This is a genomic window from Brucella sp. IR068 (assembly GCF_049065885.1).
In the GTDB taxonomy this organism is placed as follows: domain Bacteria; phylum Pseudomonadota; class Alphaproteobacteria; order Rhizobiales; family Rhizobiaceae; genus Brucella; species Brucella intermedia.
In genome coordinates, this window is record NZ_JBAKHE010000030.1 from 1 (window position 1) to 15480 (window position 15480).

A 15480-nucleotide genomic window follows, 5' to 3' on the forward strand; every position below is an offset into this window, starting at 1 on the left:
GTCCATCTTGGCCATGGGGGTGCTCATGAGACCGTATACGTTGACGCAGACTGATCAGAACATCGTAAAAATCCTATTGCAAACGGGGCGGGCCATACGTTTTTTGAGTCCGCTTTGGAAAGGGCTTCGCGGAGGATTTCGACCTCCATTGTCTTACGGCCGAGCATGCGCTCCAGCTCGCGGATGCGATCTTCCAGTTTCTTCACTTCCGAATTGCCGACCACCGGCTCGTCAGAATCCACGGCTGCAGCACCTCCCTCACTCAAGAGCCTGCGCCACCGGTAAAGCAGATTGGGCGCAACACCATGGCGGCGAGCGGTCGAAGATACCGTTTCGCCTGGTTCGAAACTCTGCTCGATGTTCGTCAGCTTTTGCTCGGTTGTCCACCGCCGACGGCGGACATCACCTGTCAGCAATTCGACATGTCGATACTCGTTAGACATAAGCCTATACCCAAGCCTGTGCTTGAGCCTTTCTGCTTATGCCGACTGTCCGGTCGAAATGGGGGGCAGTTCAGAGGTATTGTGCTCGGCCATAGCCAAAACTCCAATCGACGTCTTCATTATCGACGCATGCGATCGCGATGTCCTATGCAGGTTTTCCAGATCGTTTTCCAAGATAATCGACGACGCGGGCGTAGAAACCTTCCTTCATTTCGCGCGAGCGGGGTCTCGTCGTCATCTGGGTCAGCACGCATTTGTCACTCCGCTCGAAACCAAGCCCAGTATCTTCGAGGATGAGATGAGACGGTTCATGTTCGGTCAGCACTTGAAAGCGATCACGAACAGGCACTTGGAAACTTTCGACCATCGCATCGTGGATGGTGCAGAAGCGTGTCTACTTCCGATTTGCTGCGTCCTTTAATGACGTCAACGCGAAGCAATGGCATGGATTTTTCCCTTTTGGAGATCTATGATTTCAAGGTAGTCAATGAGGTGTCTACGTCGGTAAGCGGCGCGCATTCGCTAGTTCATCTGCCAGCGTAGCAACGAGTTCAGCCGCGTGCAGCGCACGAGAAAGTGGAGCGCCTTGGCCAGCCCAGTGAGCGCCGAAACCGTGTTCTCCTTTTGCTTTTGCCGCCGCGTGCAGCGCCTTCCCGGCATCATAGGCGATCGGATAATCTGGAGGCAGGCGACCAAGGACTGTCTCTTGCAGGGCAGTAAAGCGGTTGGCGAGTGCACGGGCTGGGCGGCCGGATATAAGCGTGGTCAGGTGGGTATGATAGCTTCCAGGACCAGTTAGAGCGTTACGATAGGATTCATCCGCAGCGGATTCCGGACAGGACACGAACGCTGTTCCCAGCTGAGCGGCTACAGCGCCAAGATCAAGCGCGGCCGCGATGCCCGCTCCGTCCATGATTCCGCCTGCAGAGATGACGGGCAGCCCGCTCTGTCGAACGAGCAGCCGCGTGAGAGCGAAGGTGCTTAAACCATCATCGGGTGCGACCGGGTCAAAAACGCCGCGGTGTCCGCCGGCTTCAATCCCCTGCGCCACGATGATGTCGATGCCAGCTGCTTCGATCTTGCTCGCTTCATCTGGACTGGTCGCGGTGGCAAACAGCGTGATTCCGGCAGCCTTCAACGCTCTGATCTTCTCATCCGAAGGTAGCCCAAAATGCAGGCTGACGACGGCAGGCTTGGTCTCGAGCAGAAGAGCCAGCATGTCATCATCGTCCGCGAAGCTCCTGTAGATCGTTCGAAGTTCCTTTGGGCATTCAGCGCCGAACTCGGAAAAGAGCGGAGCCAGCCATTCGAGCCACGCCGCCTCGCGCTCGGCATTGGCATTCGAAGCGCCGTGGACGAATACGTTGACGTTGAAAGCTCGGTCGGTCCTGACGCGGACCTCCTCAATCATCTTTCTCGCGCCGATGGCGTCAGTCGCGCCCACGCCAATGGAGCCGAGTGCCCCGGCGTTAGAAACTTCGGCGGCAAGGGCCGGGGTCGAGACCCCGGCCATCGGAGCCTGAATGATTGGCAATGTAACTCCAAGCCTGTCCAGCATGTTGCTTCTCCCTTAGGCGGCCAGTACTTCATCGGCGGGTCCGAAGAACTCGTAATGTATGCGATCCGGCGACACGCCGGCCCGAGTCAGGCCTGAAACGAAGAACCGCAGGAACGGGCGGGGTCCGCACAAATAGAAATCCGCTTCCGCGAAAGGCGTGTTCCGGGAGAGCCAGTCGAGGGTAATGAATCCGCTGTGAGCTTCGGGTTCCCCGTTCGAGTGATCGTAGAAGGTTGTTACGGTCGTGGCGCCATGTCGCGCGGCCAGCTCTCTGACGTGGTCATTGAACGCATGAGTATCGCGGCTCGTCGTGCCGTGAACATAAAAGGTGGGATGACCGGCATGCTGGTCGGCCAGCGTCTCTGGTCGGCCAGCGTCTCCAGCATGCTCACCATAGGCGTCAGGCCGACACCGCCCGACACCAGCACCACCGGACGCTCAAGTCTTTCGGGAAGGAAGAACTCACCGGCGGGCGGTGTGCATTCCAGAACGGTACTGACAACCGCCTTGTCATGCAGGAAGACCGACGCATCGCCGGCAGGCTCGCGCTTTACTGTGATGCGATAATGGTCGTTGTTCGGACCACATGAGATCGAGTAGTTGCGCTTCAGGCCCGGTCGACCAGCCGTCTCGAAGCGGAAGGTCAGATACTGGCCCGGTTTGTGTCGCAGGATCGGCTTGCCATCCCCGGGGCGCAGAATGAAGGAGGTGATGATCTCGCTCTCCTTTCGACGCTCGGCGACCAGGAACCGGCGCCAACCGGTCCAACCGCCTTCCTGTGCCAGAAGATCATTGCGGATCTGCCTCTCACGGCCTTTCAGAATGTCAGCAAGGAACCAGTAGGCCTCGCCCCAGGCCGCCAAGATTTCGGGCGTCGCCGCCTCTCCCAGCACATCCTCAATCGCGCCGAGCAGCGCGGTTGCCACATAGGGGTAGTGTCCGGGCAGGATGGCATAGCCGATATGCTTCTGGGCTATCCGCTCCACAGCCGGACCAAGCGCTGTCAGATTCTCGATGTTCTGAGCATAGGCGAGGATCGCCGCTCCGAGCGCATGAATCTGCCTTCCGCTCTTCTGGTTCGCCTGATTGAACAAAGCCGCGATTTCGGGGTGCTGGAACAGGCGCTTGTACATGGCGGCGGTGATAACCGGACCGTGTTCTGCGAGCGCGGGAACAGTGGCTTTCACAAGGGCGATGGTTTCCGTCGAGAGAGATTTTGGCATTCGGCACTCCGGTCGTCGTTCTTGTTCATTCCGAATTTGTTCCAGGCAGCCGCCTTCGTTCTCCAGTTCGGAATTTGGGTTGACGTACTTTCTTAAAAGGAGAATACATACCAAAAGAAATTCTGCAATGGAGAATTGTCATGGACCTTGCTGCATTGGCGGTCTTCCGCACCGTCGCCCGAGAGCAAAGCGTCACCCGCGCCGCCGAACTGCTCGGCCGTGTGCCCTCGAATGTCACCACCCGCATTCAGCAACTCGAGGCCGAGATTGGTGTGTCGCTATTCCAGCGCGACCAGAGACGTATGACGCTCACAAATGAGGGGCAGACGTATCTTGATTATGTTGATCGCATCCTGAATCTCGCCGAGGAGGCGCAGCAGGTCGTCAATCCATCCGAACCGATCGGCACCTTACGTGTCGGTTCTATGGAAAGCACCGTTGCGAGCCGGCTTCCAATCCCGCTTGCCAGCTACAACAGGAAATGGCCCAAGGTAACGATTGATCTGTCGACGGCGCCGACCCGCCAGCTCATCGACGCCCTGCTGGCGCACCACATTGACTGTGCCTTGATCGGCGTTCCATCCGGAGAGTGGTGGCTTGGCCCAAACGAACTCGACAAAATCCCTGTGTTTCGGGAGGAACTGGTGCTGCTTCTGCCGCCCGGACATCCCGAAGTACGTTACGGCGACGATATCAAGCCGAAGTCGTTGGCTGCTTTCGCGCCGGGCTGCACTTATCGGATGCTAGCTGAAGAATGGCTGACCGGGTTCGGCTCGCTCAAGGAGCGCTTCGCCATCCAGGAGGTCAGATCCTATCACGCGATGTTCGCCTGCACCGCTGCGGGCTCCTGCGTCAGCGTCCTGCCCCGCAGCGTTGTCGACCTGATGCGGCACCTCGGTTCCGTCGAGGAACGCCCGCTGATGACAGTCGACACCTATCTGGCTTGTCGGCCAGGCTTTACCACGCCGGCCTTTGCCGAGTTCCGAAAGACGCTAGAAGAGTTCTCGGACATCAAGGATGAAGGCCATGCGTAACAAGGAGGCCGGGGTGACGATTGCGGCTGCCCTGGTCCTGGTCGTCGGCATGGGCTTCGGCCGCTTCGCCTTCACCGGTCTCTATCCGCTGATGATCGTCGACCAGCAAATCTCCGTCGAGGGTGGTTCCTATGCCGCCTCTGCCAACTACGCCGGATATCTCATCGGTGCGCTGCTGGCTGCGCTGCTTTCAGGGATTCCAAGCCGCAAACTGTGCACCTTCGCAACCATAACCACGGTGATCACTCTCGGTCTTTTGGCACTACCGCTACCGGAATGGCTTATTGTGACAATCCGTGGCTTTGCGGGTCTGTTCAGCGCTGTTTCCATGGTAGCCGCTTCGCATTGGCTCATCCATGACCGCAGGCTTCACGGAGGCGTTCCAGCACTGTACTCGGGCGTCGGCATCGGCATCCTTCTCTCGGCTGAGATGATAGCAGTCGGTCATGTGGCGTCGCTGTCGAGCCACATGATCTGGTTCGCGCTCGCTGCTGCCGCGCTGGCGGTGACGATTGTTTCGATTGCAATGCAGGCAAAGGCTGAGAATTCAAAGCCCTATCAGATTCAGGAGCAATCGGCCCTGCACGAAGAAAGGCCGTTATTGCTCGGTGCAACGCGGCTCATCGTCATCTACGGGCTTGCTGGCCTCGGCTATATCATAACGGCGACCTATCTGCCTCTTCTCGTGCGTAGCGCACTCGGGTCGCTCGACCCCGTCCATATCTGGGCTGTGTTCGGTCTTGGAGCAGTACCCTCATGCTTCCTGTGGCATTCTCTGCATCAAAAGTGGGGCGCCAACGGGAGCTTGTTGGCCAATCTGATAGTCCAGGCTGTCGGCGTTGTCCTGCCGGTTTTTCACACACAACTCTCTTACGTGGCAAGCGCCCTATTGGTCGGCGGCACCTTCATGGGAACCGTGACCATCGCCATGCCCGCGGCACGCAGGGTTGCTGCAAAGGTTCGCTTCAACATGCTCGCGATCATGACCGCGTCCTACGGTGTCGGGCAGATCATCGGCCCTCTCATGGCCAATACGCTCTACGCAAGGACCGCCTCATTCGACACGTCCCTCATCGTCGCGGCTTTGGCTCTGCTGATATCTGGTGCGCTTTGCTTCGGCCGGGCCACGCACACCGGCAAAGCGCAGGAAGAACTCACAGCCAAGGAGTAATCCACGGCGTGAAAGCAGATGGAGGCTTGCCTAACGTGCGACGAAACATAGTGGAAAATGTCGCAGGGCTTTCGTAGCCCATTTCGAGAGCAATGGTTGTTATGGATTTCCCCTCGGCAAGCTGTGATAGTGACAAGGTGACACATGCCCGTTGTCGCCACTGCTGGAAATTCAGACCCATCTCGGCATGAAACTTTCGGCTGAAGGTTCTGCGACTGACGTTGAGGCGTTCAGCCCAATCCTCCGGCGCGCTATGCACAGATGGGTTACTCAGAAACTCATCACACAATAACGAGAGCGGGCTCCCAGGGCTTGACATAGGTAATTGCAGGTCAATGCTGGGCGCTGCTTTAAGCTCATGAAGCAGAAGCGAAACAAGCGCGGCATCTCGCCCACCTTTTTCATATTGCAAAGGCATCTGCACAGCTTCGAGCAGAAGTTGCCTCAGCAAAGCTCCGACGTGTAAAACTTCGCATGAACGGCCGGCGCGCACCGCCAGTCCGGAATCGATATAAAGGCTGCGGGTACTTGCACCCAGCATCAGCACCCTATGCGTCTCACCCGCGGGTATCCATACGCCCCGCTGAACCGGAACAACCCACGTCTGCGATTTCGTATCTACTTTCATGGAGCCACTGGCGCTGTAAAGGAATTGTGCGCGTGAATGCTCGTGCCAACAGTCCTGTTGCGACAACCGATCGAATTTGCCCAATACAAGAGCCAGCAGTTCCAGCGTTTCATGGCTGATCACTGCATCACTTGTTCTATGAGCTGATCCGGCAAAGTCTGGGACAATGCCGCGATGGAACGCTTCTTCTCGTCACTCAAAACGGAAAGGACAGCTCGCAAGGTCTATAAAACCAGTGACGATGCTAAGGCGCATCGAGCGCTTCTACAATCCCAAGCACTGGCATTCGACACTGGGCTATCTCAGCCCGGTGGAATTTGAAAACAAGTGGGATCAGCCTAACACGGTGTCCGAATAACCGGCAGCAGGACGGTTGGCTTTGTTTCTTTATCACGTATTCTCGTTTGAATATTGACGTACAGCCTCGCGTTGCAATCTCAAAATCTGGGGTCGACCGCGTTTCGTGGCGGCCGATCTTGGCTTAAAATGAGTTACTTTCTCTCCGACTTTCGTCGCGCCAGCATATTCAGCGCCTCGACGAGGGCCGAGAAACCCATGGCGGCATAGATGTACCCTTTCGGCACATGGAAGCCAAAGCCATCGGCGATCAGAGTCATGCCGATCATCAAAAGGAAGCTCAGCGCCAGCATCACGATGGTGGGATTGGCGGCAATGAAGCGCGATAGTGGATCAGCGGCCAGTAGCATCACTGTCACGGCGGCCAGCACGGCGATCACCATGATGGCAATCTCGTCGGTCATGCCAACTGCGGTGATAATCGAATCCACCGAGAAAACCAGATCGAGAATGAGGATTTGTGCTATGGCAGCGCCCATCGTTAGCTCAGCCAATTTTCCACCGATGTTTTCCTTCCCGTCATTGGGATCGACAGTGTGGTGGATTTCCTTGGTTGCTTTCCAGACAAGAAAGAGACCACCGCCGATAAGGATTAAATCGCGCCAGGAGATGCCGTGGCCAAATGCTTCGAAGATCGGTTCTTTGAGCTGCACGATGATCGAGATCGTGAAGAGAAGCGCCAAACGCAGTATAAGCGCGGCACCGATACCGATCCGCCTTGCTTTTGATTGCAAGGGAGCTGGCAGTTTGTTCGTAAGGATCGAAATAAATATCAGATTGTCGATGCCGAGAACGATTTCCATCGTCACTAGCGTTATCAGTGCAGCCCAGCCGCCAGGGCTGGATAAAAAAGCCAGATGCTCGGCAAAAAACTCCATGGGGTCGGCCCTTTCCGATAACGCTGTCGCCCAGAGATAAGTATCTCACGGCCTTGTTCAACTATCTGTGATTAAGTTTCGCTGTCAAACAGGAACAACTGCGAAAATGACGCCACTGCTGTAGCGAACATTTTGATGACGAACTGCTCATGCGAAGGCGTGGCAAGAAGGCAATGGTGGTTCTATCTATAAATTAATACGAACAATTGAGTATATGGAGCGTAGGAACGTTGTATGAACATCTGGAAGAAACTCACACTCCCTTTCATCGCGATAGCACTCTTCCCAACGTCGGCGCTGGCCGACGGTCGTCATCCAAATCGACGTCGCTCGTGTTCGCGTAGCCTCCGCCAATCGCAACATTCAGGGATACGTAGCCTAACGCTGTCTGCTGGACGGCTCGAGCAAGATTGGCTTGGGCGTCGGCCACAGATCGCTGAGCATCCAGAACTTCGAGAAGGGTTGAGACGCCGTTCCGGTAATTGGTCGTTGCGATAGAAAGAGCGTCTTTGTAGGATTCAACGGCTTTTCTCAGTGTGGTTTCCTGCTGCTTGCTGCGCTTTATAGCTGCCAGTGCGTTCTCAACCTCCTCAACTGCGACCAGAACAGTCTCTTTCCATTCAAGGTAGTGCTCCGTGGCGGCGGAGTTGGCGATGGCCACGTTTGCGCGCAAGCGGCCTCCGTCGAATATCGGCAAAACCAGCGTTGGTCCGAAGGACCAGACGTTCAGAGAGCCATTGGATCCGCCACTGAGGGAGGTGTAGCTGGGAGAAATCGATCCGCTCAGCTGAATACTCGGATAGAGTTGCGATTCCGCGACGCCTATTTTCGCGACCGAGCTGGCCAAGCGCCGTTCTGCCGCGCGGATATCGGGGCGATTGCGTAGCAGATCGGTAGGAATGCCACTACGCGCAACCGCACGTGCGACGGGTTGCCCGGCCCCTTTTTGAAGCTCGCTAATTAAAGATGAAGCAGGCAACCCCAAGAGTGTTGCTATGCGATGAGCTGATCGACGGAAATTGATCTCCAGTTCAGGAATTTCGGCCAGTGTCACATGGACGAGTCCTTCGGCCTGCGTAACGTCCAGTCGCGACGTCGCACCTGCTGCCAACTGCTGTCTCGTTAGCGCAAGTGTTTCTCGACGCGACTTGAGATTCAGGCGTGCGATCTCGATGCGCTCCTGATAATATCGAAGATCGATATAGGCTGAAGTCAATTGCGAAATGAGCGCCAGGCGTTGAACATCGACGCTGGCATAAGCTGCATCAAGCGAAGCGGAAGCACTTTCTTTTGCGCGACGATATTGTCCGAAGAAGTCAATAAGCCAACTGACGCCAAGTCCCCCGGCGGAGACGTTCTTGATGGGTTGATCGGCATTGAACAGACTGCCCTTTTGCTTGCTAGTAGTGTTGCTGGCGGAGGCTATAAGGCTGGGGAGAGCTCCCGAACCGGCTACGATGACATCCGCCTGCGCCTGGTTGATCCTCTCGACCGCCTGTTGCACCGTCAAGTTCTGTTCCAGCCCCAGGGCGACATAGCGATTAAGGCGAACATCGCCAAATGAATTCCACCATGCGGCCAGTGCCATATTTCCATTGCTCGCCACGGAGCCTTCCCCAAACTTACCTGGCAAAGCAATTTGTGGAGCTTCGTGATCGGGGCCAGTGACGCAACCGGCGAGGAATATCAGTATAAAAGGCACAGCGTAATTTGTGGTTCTCATAAGTATCTCTCACTAGAGGTGCGCCGGGTCTAAGTGAGCAGTTAGGCGTGCGCCGCCCGCCTGCGGTCATTTCTTCAGCGCATCAGAATCGTTTTTGATTGTGGGAGCGATCGCATCCGGTCCTCGGGTCTTACGATCAGACTGGATGCGATCGCCGTGAATTGTTTATGGTTGCTGTTTCAGAACAGCCCCTTCAGCTCTCATGCGCCTTTCGCGGCGGGTCGCAAATTTCCGCACCACGACATAGAATACCGGCGTCAGGAGCAGCCCGAACAACGTGACGCCGAGCATGCCGGAAAACACGGCGATGCCCATGACATGCCGCATTTCGGCACCCGCTCCTGTTGCGATCACAAGTGGTACGACACCTGCAATGAAGGCGAGCGAAGTCATCAGTATGGGTCGAAGTCGAAGCCGTGCCGCTTCGAGCACGGCATTCAATGGATCGAGGCCTTCATCTTCCTTCGCTCGCGCGAACTCCACGATCAGGATGGCGTTCTTGGCGGCAAGACCAACCAGAACGACGAAACCGATCTGAGTAAAAATGTTGTTGTCACCACTGGTTAGCCAGACACCGACAATTGCTGAAAGCAGAGCCATCGGCGCGATCAGCAGCACAGCGAATGGCAACGACCAGCTGTTATACTGAGCAGCAAGAATGAGAAAAGCGAGTAGAACGGAAAGCGGGAATATATACATTGCCGTGTTTCCGGCCTGTTTCTCCTGATAGGCAAGCTCCGTCCACTCGAAGGCCATGCCGGATGGCAGGGTTTCCGTCATGATGCGTTCTATTGCGGCTGTTGCCTGCCCGAACGAATAGCCGGGTGCCGGACCACCGCTTATATCTGCCGATGGGAAACTGTTGTAATGCATGACCCGATCCGGGCCCGAACTGTGCTTGATCGTCAAAAGGGCAGATAACGGAATCATTTCGCCTGTTGCGTTTCTCACCTTCAGGCGACCGATATCCTCCGGCTGCATCCGGAAGGGGGCGTCCGCCTGGACGACGACACGATAGGTCCGGCCAAAGCGATTGAAGTCATTCGCGTAAAGCGAGCCGAGATTGACCTGCAGCGTTTCGAATATGGTGTTGAGCGGCACGCCTTGCGACTTGGCTTTTACCCGGTCGATAACCACCTGAACCTGCGGCGCGTTCACCTGGAAGCTTGCGAGCATGCCCGCTAGTTCCGGTGCCTGCATCGCCTTGGCCATGATCGCCCCTTGTGTCTCGGCGAGCGCTTCAAACCCAAGGCCCGCCCTGTCTTCGATCTGAATTTTGAATCCTCCGGTCGTGCCGAGTCCCGGAACCGGCGGGGGCGGGAATATACCAGCAAAACCATCAGGTATCTGGCTGAATTTGCCCATCAGGCGGCCTGCGATGGCGAAGGCGGACAAAGAAGGGTCCTTGCGTTCATCAAAGGGCTTGAGCATGGTGAACATAACGGCAGCGTTCGGGATATTGACCATGCCGTTGACCGAAAGGCCTGGGAAAGCGACGACACTTTCCACACCGGGTTCGTCAAGTGCAATCTCAGACATTTTCTTAACCACCGCCTCGGTCCTGTCGAGCGAAGCTCCCGTCGGCAGCTGTGCAATACCGACGAGGTAATACTTGTCCTGAGCTGGAACAAACCCGCTGGGTACAGTCTGGAACCCCATCCATGTCATGCCAAGCAAACCAGCATAGACGAGCAGGACGAGCGTGCTCAGCCTCACGGCGCGGCGCACAGACCAGACATAAGCATTCGAAGCACTGTCGAAGAACCGGTTGAAGAGCCTGAAGAACCAGGCGAACAAACCATCAATCACCCGTGTCAGGAGATCACGCTTCACCTCGCCGTGGTGCGGCTTCAAGAGCACGCCGGCAAGCGCGGGAGAAAGCGTGAGGGAGTTGATCGCCGAGAAGATAGTCGAGATTGCGATCGTGAGGGCGAACTGGCGGTAGAACTCACCTTGCAGCCCTGACAGGAATGCCGAGGGAATGAACACGGCCGACAGGACGGACGTAATGGCAATGATCGGCCCGGTCACTTCGTCCATGGCCTTGCGTGCTGCTTCCTTTGGCGTTTCGCCAAGCGCGATATGGCGCTCGACATTTTCGACGACCACGATAGCGTCATCAACGACGATCCCGATGGAAAGCACGAGACCGAACAGTGACAATGTGTTCAGCGAGAAGCCGAACATGTACATAAGCGCGAATGTACCAACCAACGACACAGGGACCGCAACGAGCGGAATGATCGAAGCCCGCCATGTCTGAAGGAAAAGCACGACGACGATCACGACCAAAACGATGGCTTCGAGCAGCGTTATGACTACGGCCTCCAGAGACGCCTTGACGAAGACGGTGGGGTCGTAGGCAATGCGGTATTCTATGCCCTCGGGAAAGCCTTTTTGCAGTTCTTCCATGGTGTTGCGAACAGCGCTCGCCACGTCGAGGGCGTTGGCGCCCGGGCTCTGGACAATCTGCATTGCCAGCGCCGGCTTGCCGTCGAGAAGACTGCGCAGCGCGTAAGCGTCTGCGCCGAGTTCGATACGGGCAATATCGCGTAAACGGGTTATCTGGCCATCGCTGCCGGTCTTGACGACGATGTCGCCGAACTGCTCCTCGTTGAAAAGCCTGCCAAGCGTGTTGACCGTGACCTGGAACGCAGCCGAGGCGTTTGGCTGCTGGCCAATCGAGCCTGCGGCTACCTGGGCGTTCTGCTCCTGAATTGCCGCCACCACGTCCGAAGGGGTCAGACCACGCGCTGCCACCTTGGCCGGATCGAGCCACACCCGCATGGAATACTCGCCAGCACCCCAGACGAGTACGTCACCCACACCTGACAGGCGCGCAAGCTGGTCGCGCACCTGTAAGGTGGCGAAATTCGACAGATAGAGTGGGTCATAGCGATCATCGGGTGATACCAGATGAACCACCATCAAGATATCGGGCGAGGTCTTTTGCGTCACCACACCGATGCGCTGAACCTCTTGCGGCAGACGCGGAAGCGCGCGCGAGACACGATTCTGCACCTGAACTTGCGCCATGTCAGGATCCGTGCCCTGCTGGAACGTCACAGTCAGCGTCATGCGCCCATCGGTCGCCGCCTGCGAGCTCATATAGAGCATGTTCTCAACGCCATTGATCACCTGCTCCAGCGGCGCGGCAACCGTTTCTGCAATCACTTCGGGACTGGCGCCTGGATAACTTGCGGTGACTTGTACCGTCGGCGGGGTCACCTGCGGATATTCGCTCAATGGCAGTTTCAAGAGCGTCAGACCACCGCCGATCAGCATCAATACGGACAGGACGACCGCGAAGATGGGACGGTCGACGAAAAAGCGTGGGATATTCATCGACGTGCCTCCTGCGATGCAGCCGCCGCTCGGTCACCATCGACGGATTGGCCCGACAACATCGAAACTGTTTGCGGGTCAACTTGCATTCCGGGGCGAACCAGCCCTTTGATAATGATTTTCTCGCCTGGCTTGAGGCCGCTGGAAACAACGCGCAGACCATCGATCATTGGCCCCAGTTCAACCGGTCGGTACTCGGCCTTGTTCTCGGCACCGAGAGCCAGAACGTAGCGGCGCCCCTGGTCGGTACCGATCGCCTGTTCGTCGATGAGCACGGTCTGAGCCGGTTCGGCGGTAACGAGCTTCACCCGCGTGAAGAGGCCTGGTGTCAGCCGGCCATCTAGGTTCTTGACTACTGCCCTGGCGCGGATCGTGCCCGTACTCCGGTCAACACGGTTGCCGAGAAAGTCGAGTTCGCCGACATTTGGGAACCCCATATCGGTCATCAAGCCGACCTGCACGGGAAGCCTGCCGCCAACCGTCCCCGAGTCTGATTCGCGTGCACGAGCGACGAATCCGAGATAGGTGGCTTCGTCGATATCGAAATAGACATAGAGCGGATCGGTCGAGACGATCGTGGTGAGCAGGGTCGCAGCCCCTGCATTGCCACCGGTGACGAGATTGCCTTCCGTAACAAGAACACGGTCAACGCGCCCGGCAATCGGTGCCGTGACGCGCGTGAACGACAGATCAAGTTCCGCGGCCGCAACAGCAGCCTTGGCGATTTCCACCTGGGCCTGGCGCTGACGGCGTGCTGCCTGCGCGTCATCGAAGGTCTTGCGCGACACCGTCCCATTCGGAGCCAGTCTTTCGGCACGTCGGAAATCGATTTCGGCCTGGTCGAGCAGAACCTTTGCCTGCTGCAACTGGGCCTCAGCTGCATCCAGGGCGACCTGGAAGGGTCTCGGATCGATCTGGATGAGAAGATCGCCGGGTCGAACGAGGCCGCCTTCGGGAACGCTAACGGCGTCGATTGCGCCGCCGACGCGCGGTCGCAGCTCAACCGCGCTGATGGCTTCGGTATGGCCGGTAAACTCCACGGAGGGCGCGACCTTACGCGTGATGACTTCGGCGACAGGGACCTGTGGGGCAGGCGTTTGAGCTGATTGCGCAGTGGCTTGTGATACGGCAGCCGACGAAACAAGCGCCAGTAGATTTTCGGCGTAGGGTCTAACCTCGTCGCGATAGACAGTGCCAAGAGTACCACCGGCGATGACCGCTCCGGCCAGGAACAGGGTGGTGGCTTTGCTACTCATTGTCGTTCTCCTTCATAAGGGCACGCCACCGGACAGCGTGAGACGGCGGTGACTTTTTTGGAAGGTGCAGCTTCCAACCATGGGAAGGTCAAGGCCCGAGGAATAATTTTTCAGAAGGAGCTCTTGACGTGATTCATCAAGGGTTTGATCCGGCCATCAGCAAAGCTGATTTCTCCGATGCGCTCGGGTCGGGAGGAGTTCGGCTCAGCTTAGTAGGAACAGCATGCGGAACGCCTCAGTTGCCGGAAATCCGCCAAGGAAGCGTGACCGGCGGCTTTCCCGAATCAAATAATCAATGGCTTTCGGCGGGCGCTAGGGCGCGAGAAGGCAAGCCTTCGTCTCGGCGCGCCGCGGCGGAATATGTGCCCCTGAAAAGCAGGAGCCGGCGGTGCGACGCCACAACAGAGCCATGTATCCGAATTAGCGCGCCGCGATTATTTTCGCGGCGAGCCTTTGTTTCATGTGCCGATCCAAAACTTAGGCTCGAACGTCAATCGTACCCATCATTCCGAGCTGTTCGTGCTCAAGGATATGGCAGTGATACATGTGGAGAAGCTATCCCAAGTGCATCATGCCGTTGATTATGCTATCTGATTATGCTGCTTCCTGCAAAAGGGAGGCGAACACTTCAGCGGGTGTCTTGAATCCAAGACACTTGCGCGGGGTTGCGTTGAGATCATGGGCGAGGGCAGTCAACTGCGCCTGGTTGACCTGCGTCAGGTCAGTGTTGCTGGGTAAGTAACGTCGGATGCGCTTGTTGATGTTCTCAATAGCACCTTTTTGCCAAGGCGAGTTTGGATCACAAAACCAGCTTCTGGCCCCCATACCATCCTCCAAAGCCCTATACCCCATGAACTCGGAACCACGATCAAAGGTAAAACTGCGGCGTGCGTGATAAGGCAGTGCAGCAAAGGTCTGAATGATTTTGTTCATGATCGGCTTTGAGTGCCGGGTGTTGTTTTTGATGATGACGCAATAACGACTTTTGCGTTCGACAAGCGTCATGACATTGGCTTCTCCAAGGTCTCGTTCAAAGATAATCAAGTCGCCTTCCCAGTTCCCGAATTGCAGACGACTGCCAATAAAATCAGGGCGTTGATGAATGCGAAACGCTTCTGGAATGCGGGAACTGCGCGATCGTCTGGTGCCGCCTGGGCAGCGTTTTGTTCGCATCTCGGGCAGATGTTCATACAGTTTCAGCGCGTATTCTTCCTTTGAATAGATGAAGCGATAGATGGTTTCTGCACACAGACGTATCGCGCTCAGGCCGTGGCTAATCAGTCGGCCGCAAATCTGTTCCGGCGACCAATGGGCTTCCAATTGTTCAATGACAAACTTGCGCAGTTCTGGGTAACGACTGAGCTTGCGCAACCGCGTTCTGCGTTCCTTACTGATGTTGTCGGCAACAACGCTATGATAGCCATTATAGTCTGGTATCTCCGTGTCCCGAAAGCTGTTGCGCTTAATCTCGCGATAGATCGTCGAGCGATGACGACCCATCAGCCGCGCTATATCGCCGAGCGGGACTTTGAGCTGTTTAAGTTCGAAAAGACGGCGACGTTCACGCAAAGTGATCTGTGAATAGCAATTCGACATCCAATTTCCTCCATGGCTAACCACATGAATTCATTGGCATGTTGCAGTTTAAAATAGAATGTACCCCGGTTATACACATTGTTTTTGCAAGTTAAAGTTGCGACGTTTTCAGCAAATTGGAGATGCGACAGGTGCTGACGTTCAGCCCCCATTCCGAGAGGCTGGTCAGGGTTGCAAGCGAGGAATGGGGGCGGGTGAATATCCACCTCTTCGGCTTTAGCTTTGAGAGTGCCAAATGTCATTAAAGATGGGCGTTTCACTCGGCCGC

Annotated in this window: 12 protein-coding genes and 3 pseudogenes; 3 read left to right on the top strand and 12 right to left on the bottom strand. The window is 56.6% G+C overall.

Annotated features, from left to right (window positions below):
* Positions 1–101: 101 nt before the first annotated feature.
* The 5 genes and pseudogenes from ACOWVS_RS22970 to ACOWVS_RS22990 form a co-directional block, all read right to left on the bottom strand.
* Positions 102–443: pseudogene (locus ACOWVS_RS22970) on the bottom strand (transposase); the annotation flags it as partial.
* 145 nt (positions 444–588) lie between these two features.
* Entirely contained in the window at positions 589–810 is a 222-nt protein-coding gene (locus ACOWVS_RS22975; protein WP_247644476.1) for a tautomerase family protein, read from the bottom strand.
* A gap of 129 nt (positions 811–939) precedes the next feature.
* Positions 940–2001, bottom strand: coding sequence for an NAD(P)H-dependent flavin oxidoreductase (locus ACOWVS_RS22980; RefSeq protein ID WP_075042515.1), 1062 nt, complete (start codon positions 1999–2001; stop codon positions 940–942).
* Positions 2002–2013: 12 nt separating this feature from the next.
* Positions 2014–2358 carry a hypothetical protein gene (locus ACOWVS_RS22985; protein WP_345569438.1) on the bottom strand — a complete coding sequence of 115 codons (345 nt, stop codon included), beginning with the start codon at positions 2356–2358 and terminating at the stop codon, positions 2014–2016.
* 533 nt (positions 2359–2891) lie between these two features.
* Positions 2892–3224: pseudogene (locus ACOWVS_RS22990) on the bottom strand (globin domain-containing protein); the annotation flags it as partial.
* 140 nt (positions 3225–3364) lie between these two features.
* Here ACOWVS_RS22990 and ACOWVS_RS22995 point away from each other — a divergent pair.
* Complete coding sequence (locus ACOWVS_RS22995; protein ID WP_075042514.1) at positions 3365–4258, top strand: LysR family transcriptional regulator; 894 nt, start codon at positions 3365–3367, stop codon at positions 4256–4258.
* Complete coding sequence (locus ACOWVS_RS23000; protein ID WP_075042516.1) at positions 4251–5429, top strand: YbfB/YjiJ family MFS transporter; 1179 nt, start codon at positions 4251–4253, stop codon at positions 5427–5429. The genes ACOWVS_RS22995 and ACOWVS_RS23000 overlap by 8 nt, the downstream gene beginning before the upstream one ends.
* Here ACOWVS_RS23000 and ACOWVS_RS23005 read toward each other — a convergent pair.
* Positions 5413–6180 carry a helix-turn-helix transcriptional regulator gene (locus ACOWVS_RS23005; protein WP_345569432.1) on the bottom strand — a complete coding sequence of 256 codons (768 nt, stop codon included), beginning with the start codon at positions 6178–6180 and terminating at the stop codon, positions 5413–5415. The two genes, ACOWVS_RS23000 and ACOWVS_RS23005, sit on opposite strands and share 17 nt — an antisense overlap.
* On the opposite strand from ACOWVS_RS23005, the pseudogene ACOWVS_RS23010 reads away from it, so the two are divergent.
* Positions 6136–6415 (top strand): annotated as a pseudogene (locus tag ACOWVS_RS23010) (integrase core domain-containing protein); the annotation flags it as partial. The gene ACOWVS_RS23005 and the pseudogene ACOWVS_RS23010 sit on opposite strands and share 45 nt — an antisense overlap.
* A gap of 133 nt (positions 6416–6548) precedes the next feature.
* Here ACOWVS_RS23010 and ACOWVS_RS23015 read toward each other — a convergent pair.
* From ACOWVS_RS23015 to ACOWVS_RS23040, 6 genes are all read right to left on the bottom strand, one after another.
* Positions 6549–7292 (bottom strand): TerC family protein, encoded by a 744-nt coding sequence (locus ACOWVS_RS23015; protein ID WP_075042512.1) that lies wholly within the window; start codon positions 7290–7292, stop codon positions 6549–6551.
* A gap of 265 nt (positions 7293–7557) precedes the next feature.
* On the bottom strand, positions 7558–9015 hold the full coding sequence (locus tag ACOWVS_RS23020) for an efflux transporter outer membrane subunit (RefSeq protein ID WP_075042511.1): 1458 nt from the start codon (positions 9013–9015) through the stop codon (positions 7558–7560).
* A gap of 165 nt (positions 9016–9180) precedes the next feature.
* Entirely contained in the window at positions 9181–12360 is a 3180-nt protein-coding gene (locus ACOWVS_RS23025) for an efflux RND transporter permease subunit (RefSeq protein WP_075042510.1), read from the bottom strand.
* Complete coding sequence (locus tag ACOWVS_RS23030; protein WP_075042509.1) at positions 12357–13616, bottom strand: efflux RND transporter periplasmic adaptor subunit; 1260 nt, start codon at positions 13614–13616, stop codon at positions 12357–12359. Before ACOWVS_RS23030 ends, ACOWVS_RS23025 begins: the two co-directional genes overlap by 4 nt.
* 477 nt (positions 13617–14093) lie before the next feature.
* Entirely contained in the window at positions 14094–14162 is a 69-nt protein-coding gene (locus tag ACOWVS_RS23035; protein WP_081375310.1) for a multicopper oxidase domain-containing protein, read from the bottom strand.
* 48 nt (positions 14163–14210) lie between these two features.
* Positions 14211–15212: an IS30 family transposase gene (locus tag ACOWVS_RS23040; protein WP_075042508.1), complete on the bottom strand. Its 1002-nt coding sequence runs from the start codon at positions 15210–15212 to the stop codon at positions 14211–14213.
* Between the last annotated feature and the right edge of the window lie 268 nt (positions 15213–15480).

Coding starts and splice junctions, on each gene's coding strand:
- ACOWVS_RS22995 (WP_075042514.1), top strand. CDS start 3,365: ATGGACCTTGCTGCATTGGCGGTCTTCCGCACCGTCGCCCGAGAGCAA.
- ACOWVS_RS23025 (WP_075042510.1), bottom strand. CDS start 12,360: ATGAATATCCCACGCTTTTTCGTCGACCGTCCCATCTTCGCGGTCGTC.
- ACOWVS_RS22980 (WP_075042515.1), bottom strand. CDS start 2,001: ATGCTGGACAGGCTTGGAGTTACATTGCCAATCATTCAGGCTCCGATG.
- ACOWVS_RS23040 (WP_075042508.1), bottom strand. CDS start 15,212: ATGTCGAATTGCTATTCACAGATCACTTTGCGTGAACGTCGCCGTCTT.
- ACOWVS_RS23030 (WP_075042509.1), bottom strand. CDS start 13,616: ATGAGTAGCAAAGCCACCACCCTGTTCCTGGCCGGAGCGGTCATCGCC.
- ACOWVS_RS23015 (WP_075042512.1), bottom strand. CDS start 7,292: ATGGAGTTTTTTGCCGAGCATCTGGCTTTTTTATCCAGCCCTGGCGGC.
- ACOWVS_RS23020 (WP_075042511.1), bottom strand. CDS start 9,015: ATGAGAACCACAAATTACGCTGTGCCTTTTATACTGATATTCCTCGCC.
- ACOWVS_RS23000 (WP_075042516.1), top strand. CDS start 4,251: ATGCGTAACAAGGAGGCCGGGGTGACGATTGCGGCTGCCCTGGTCCTG.
- ACOWVS_RS22975 (WP_247644476.1), bottom strand. CDS start 810: ATGGTCGAAAGTTTCCAAGTGCCTGTTCGTGATCGCTTTCAAGTGCTG.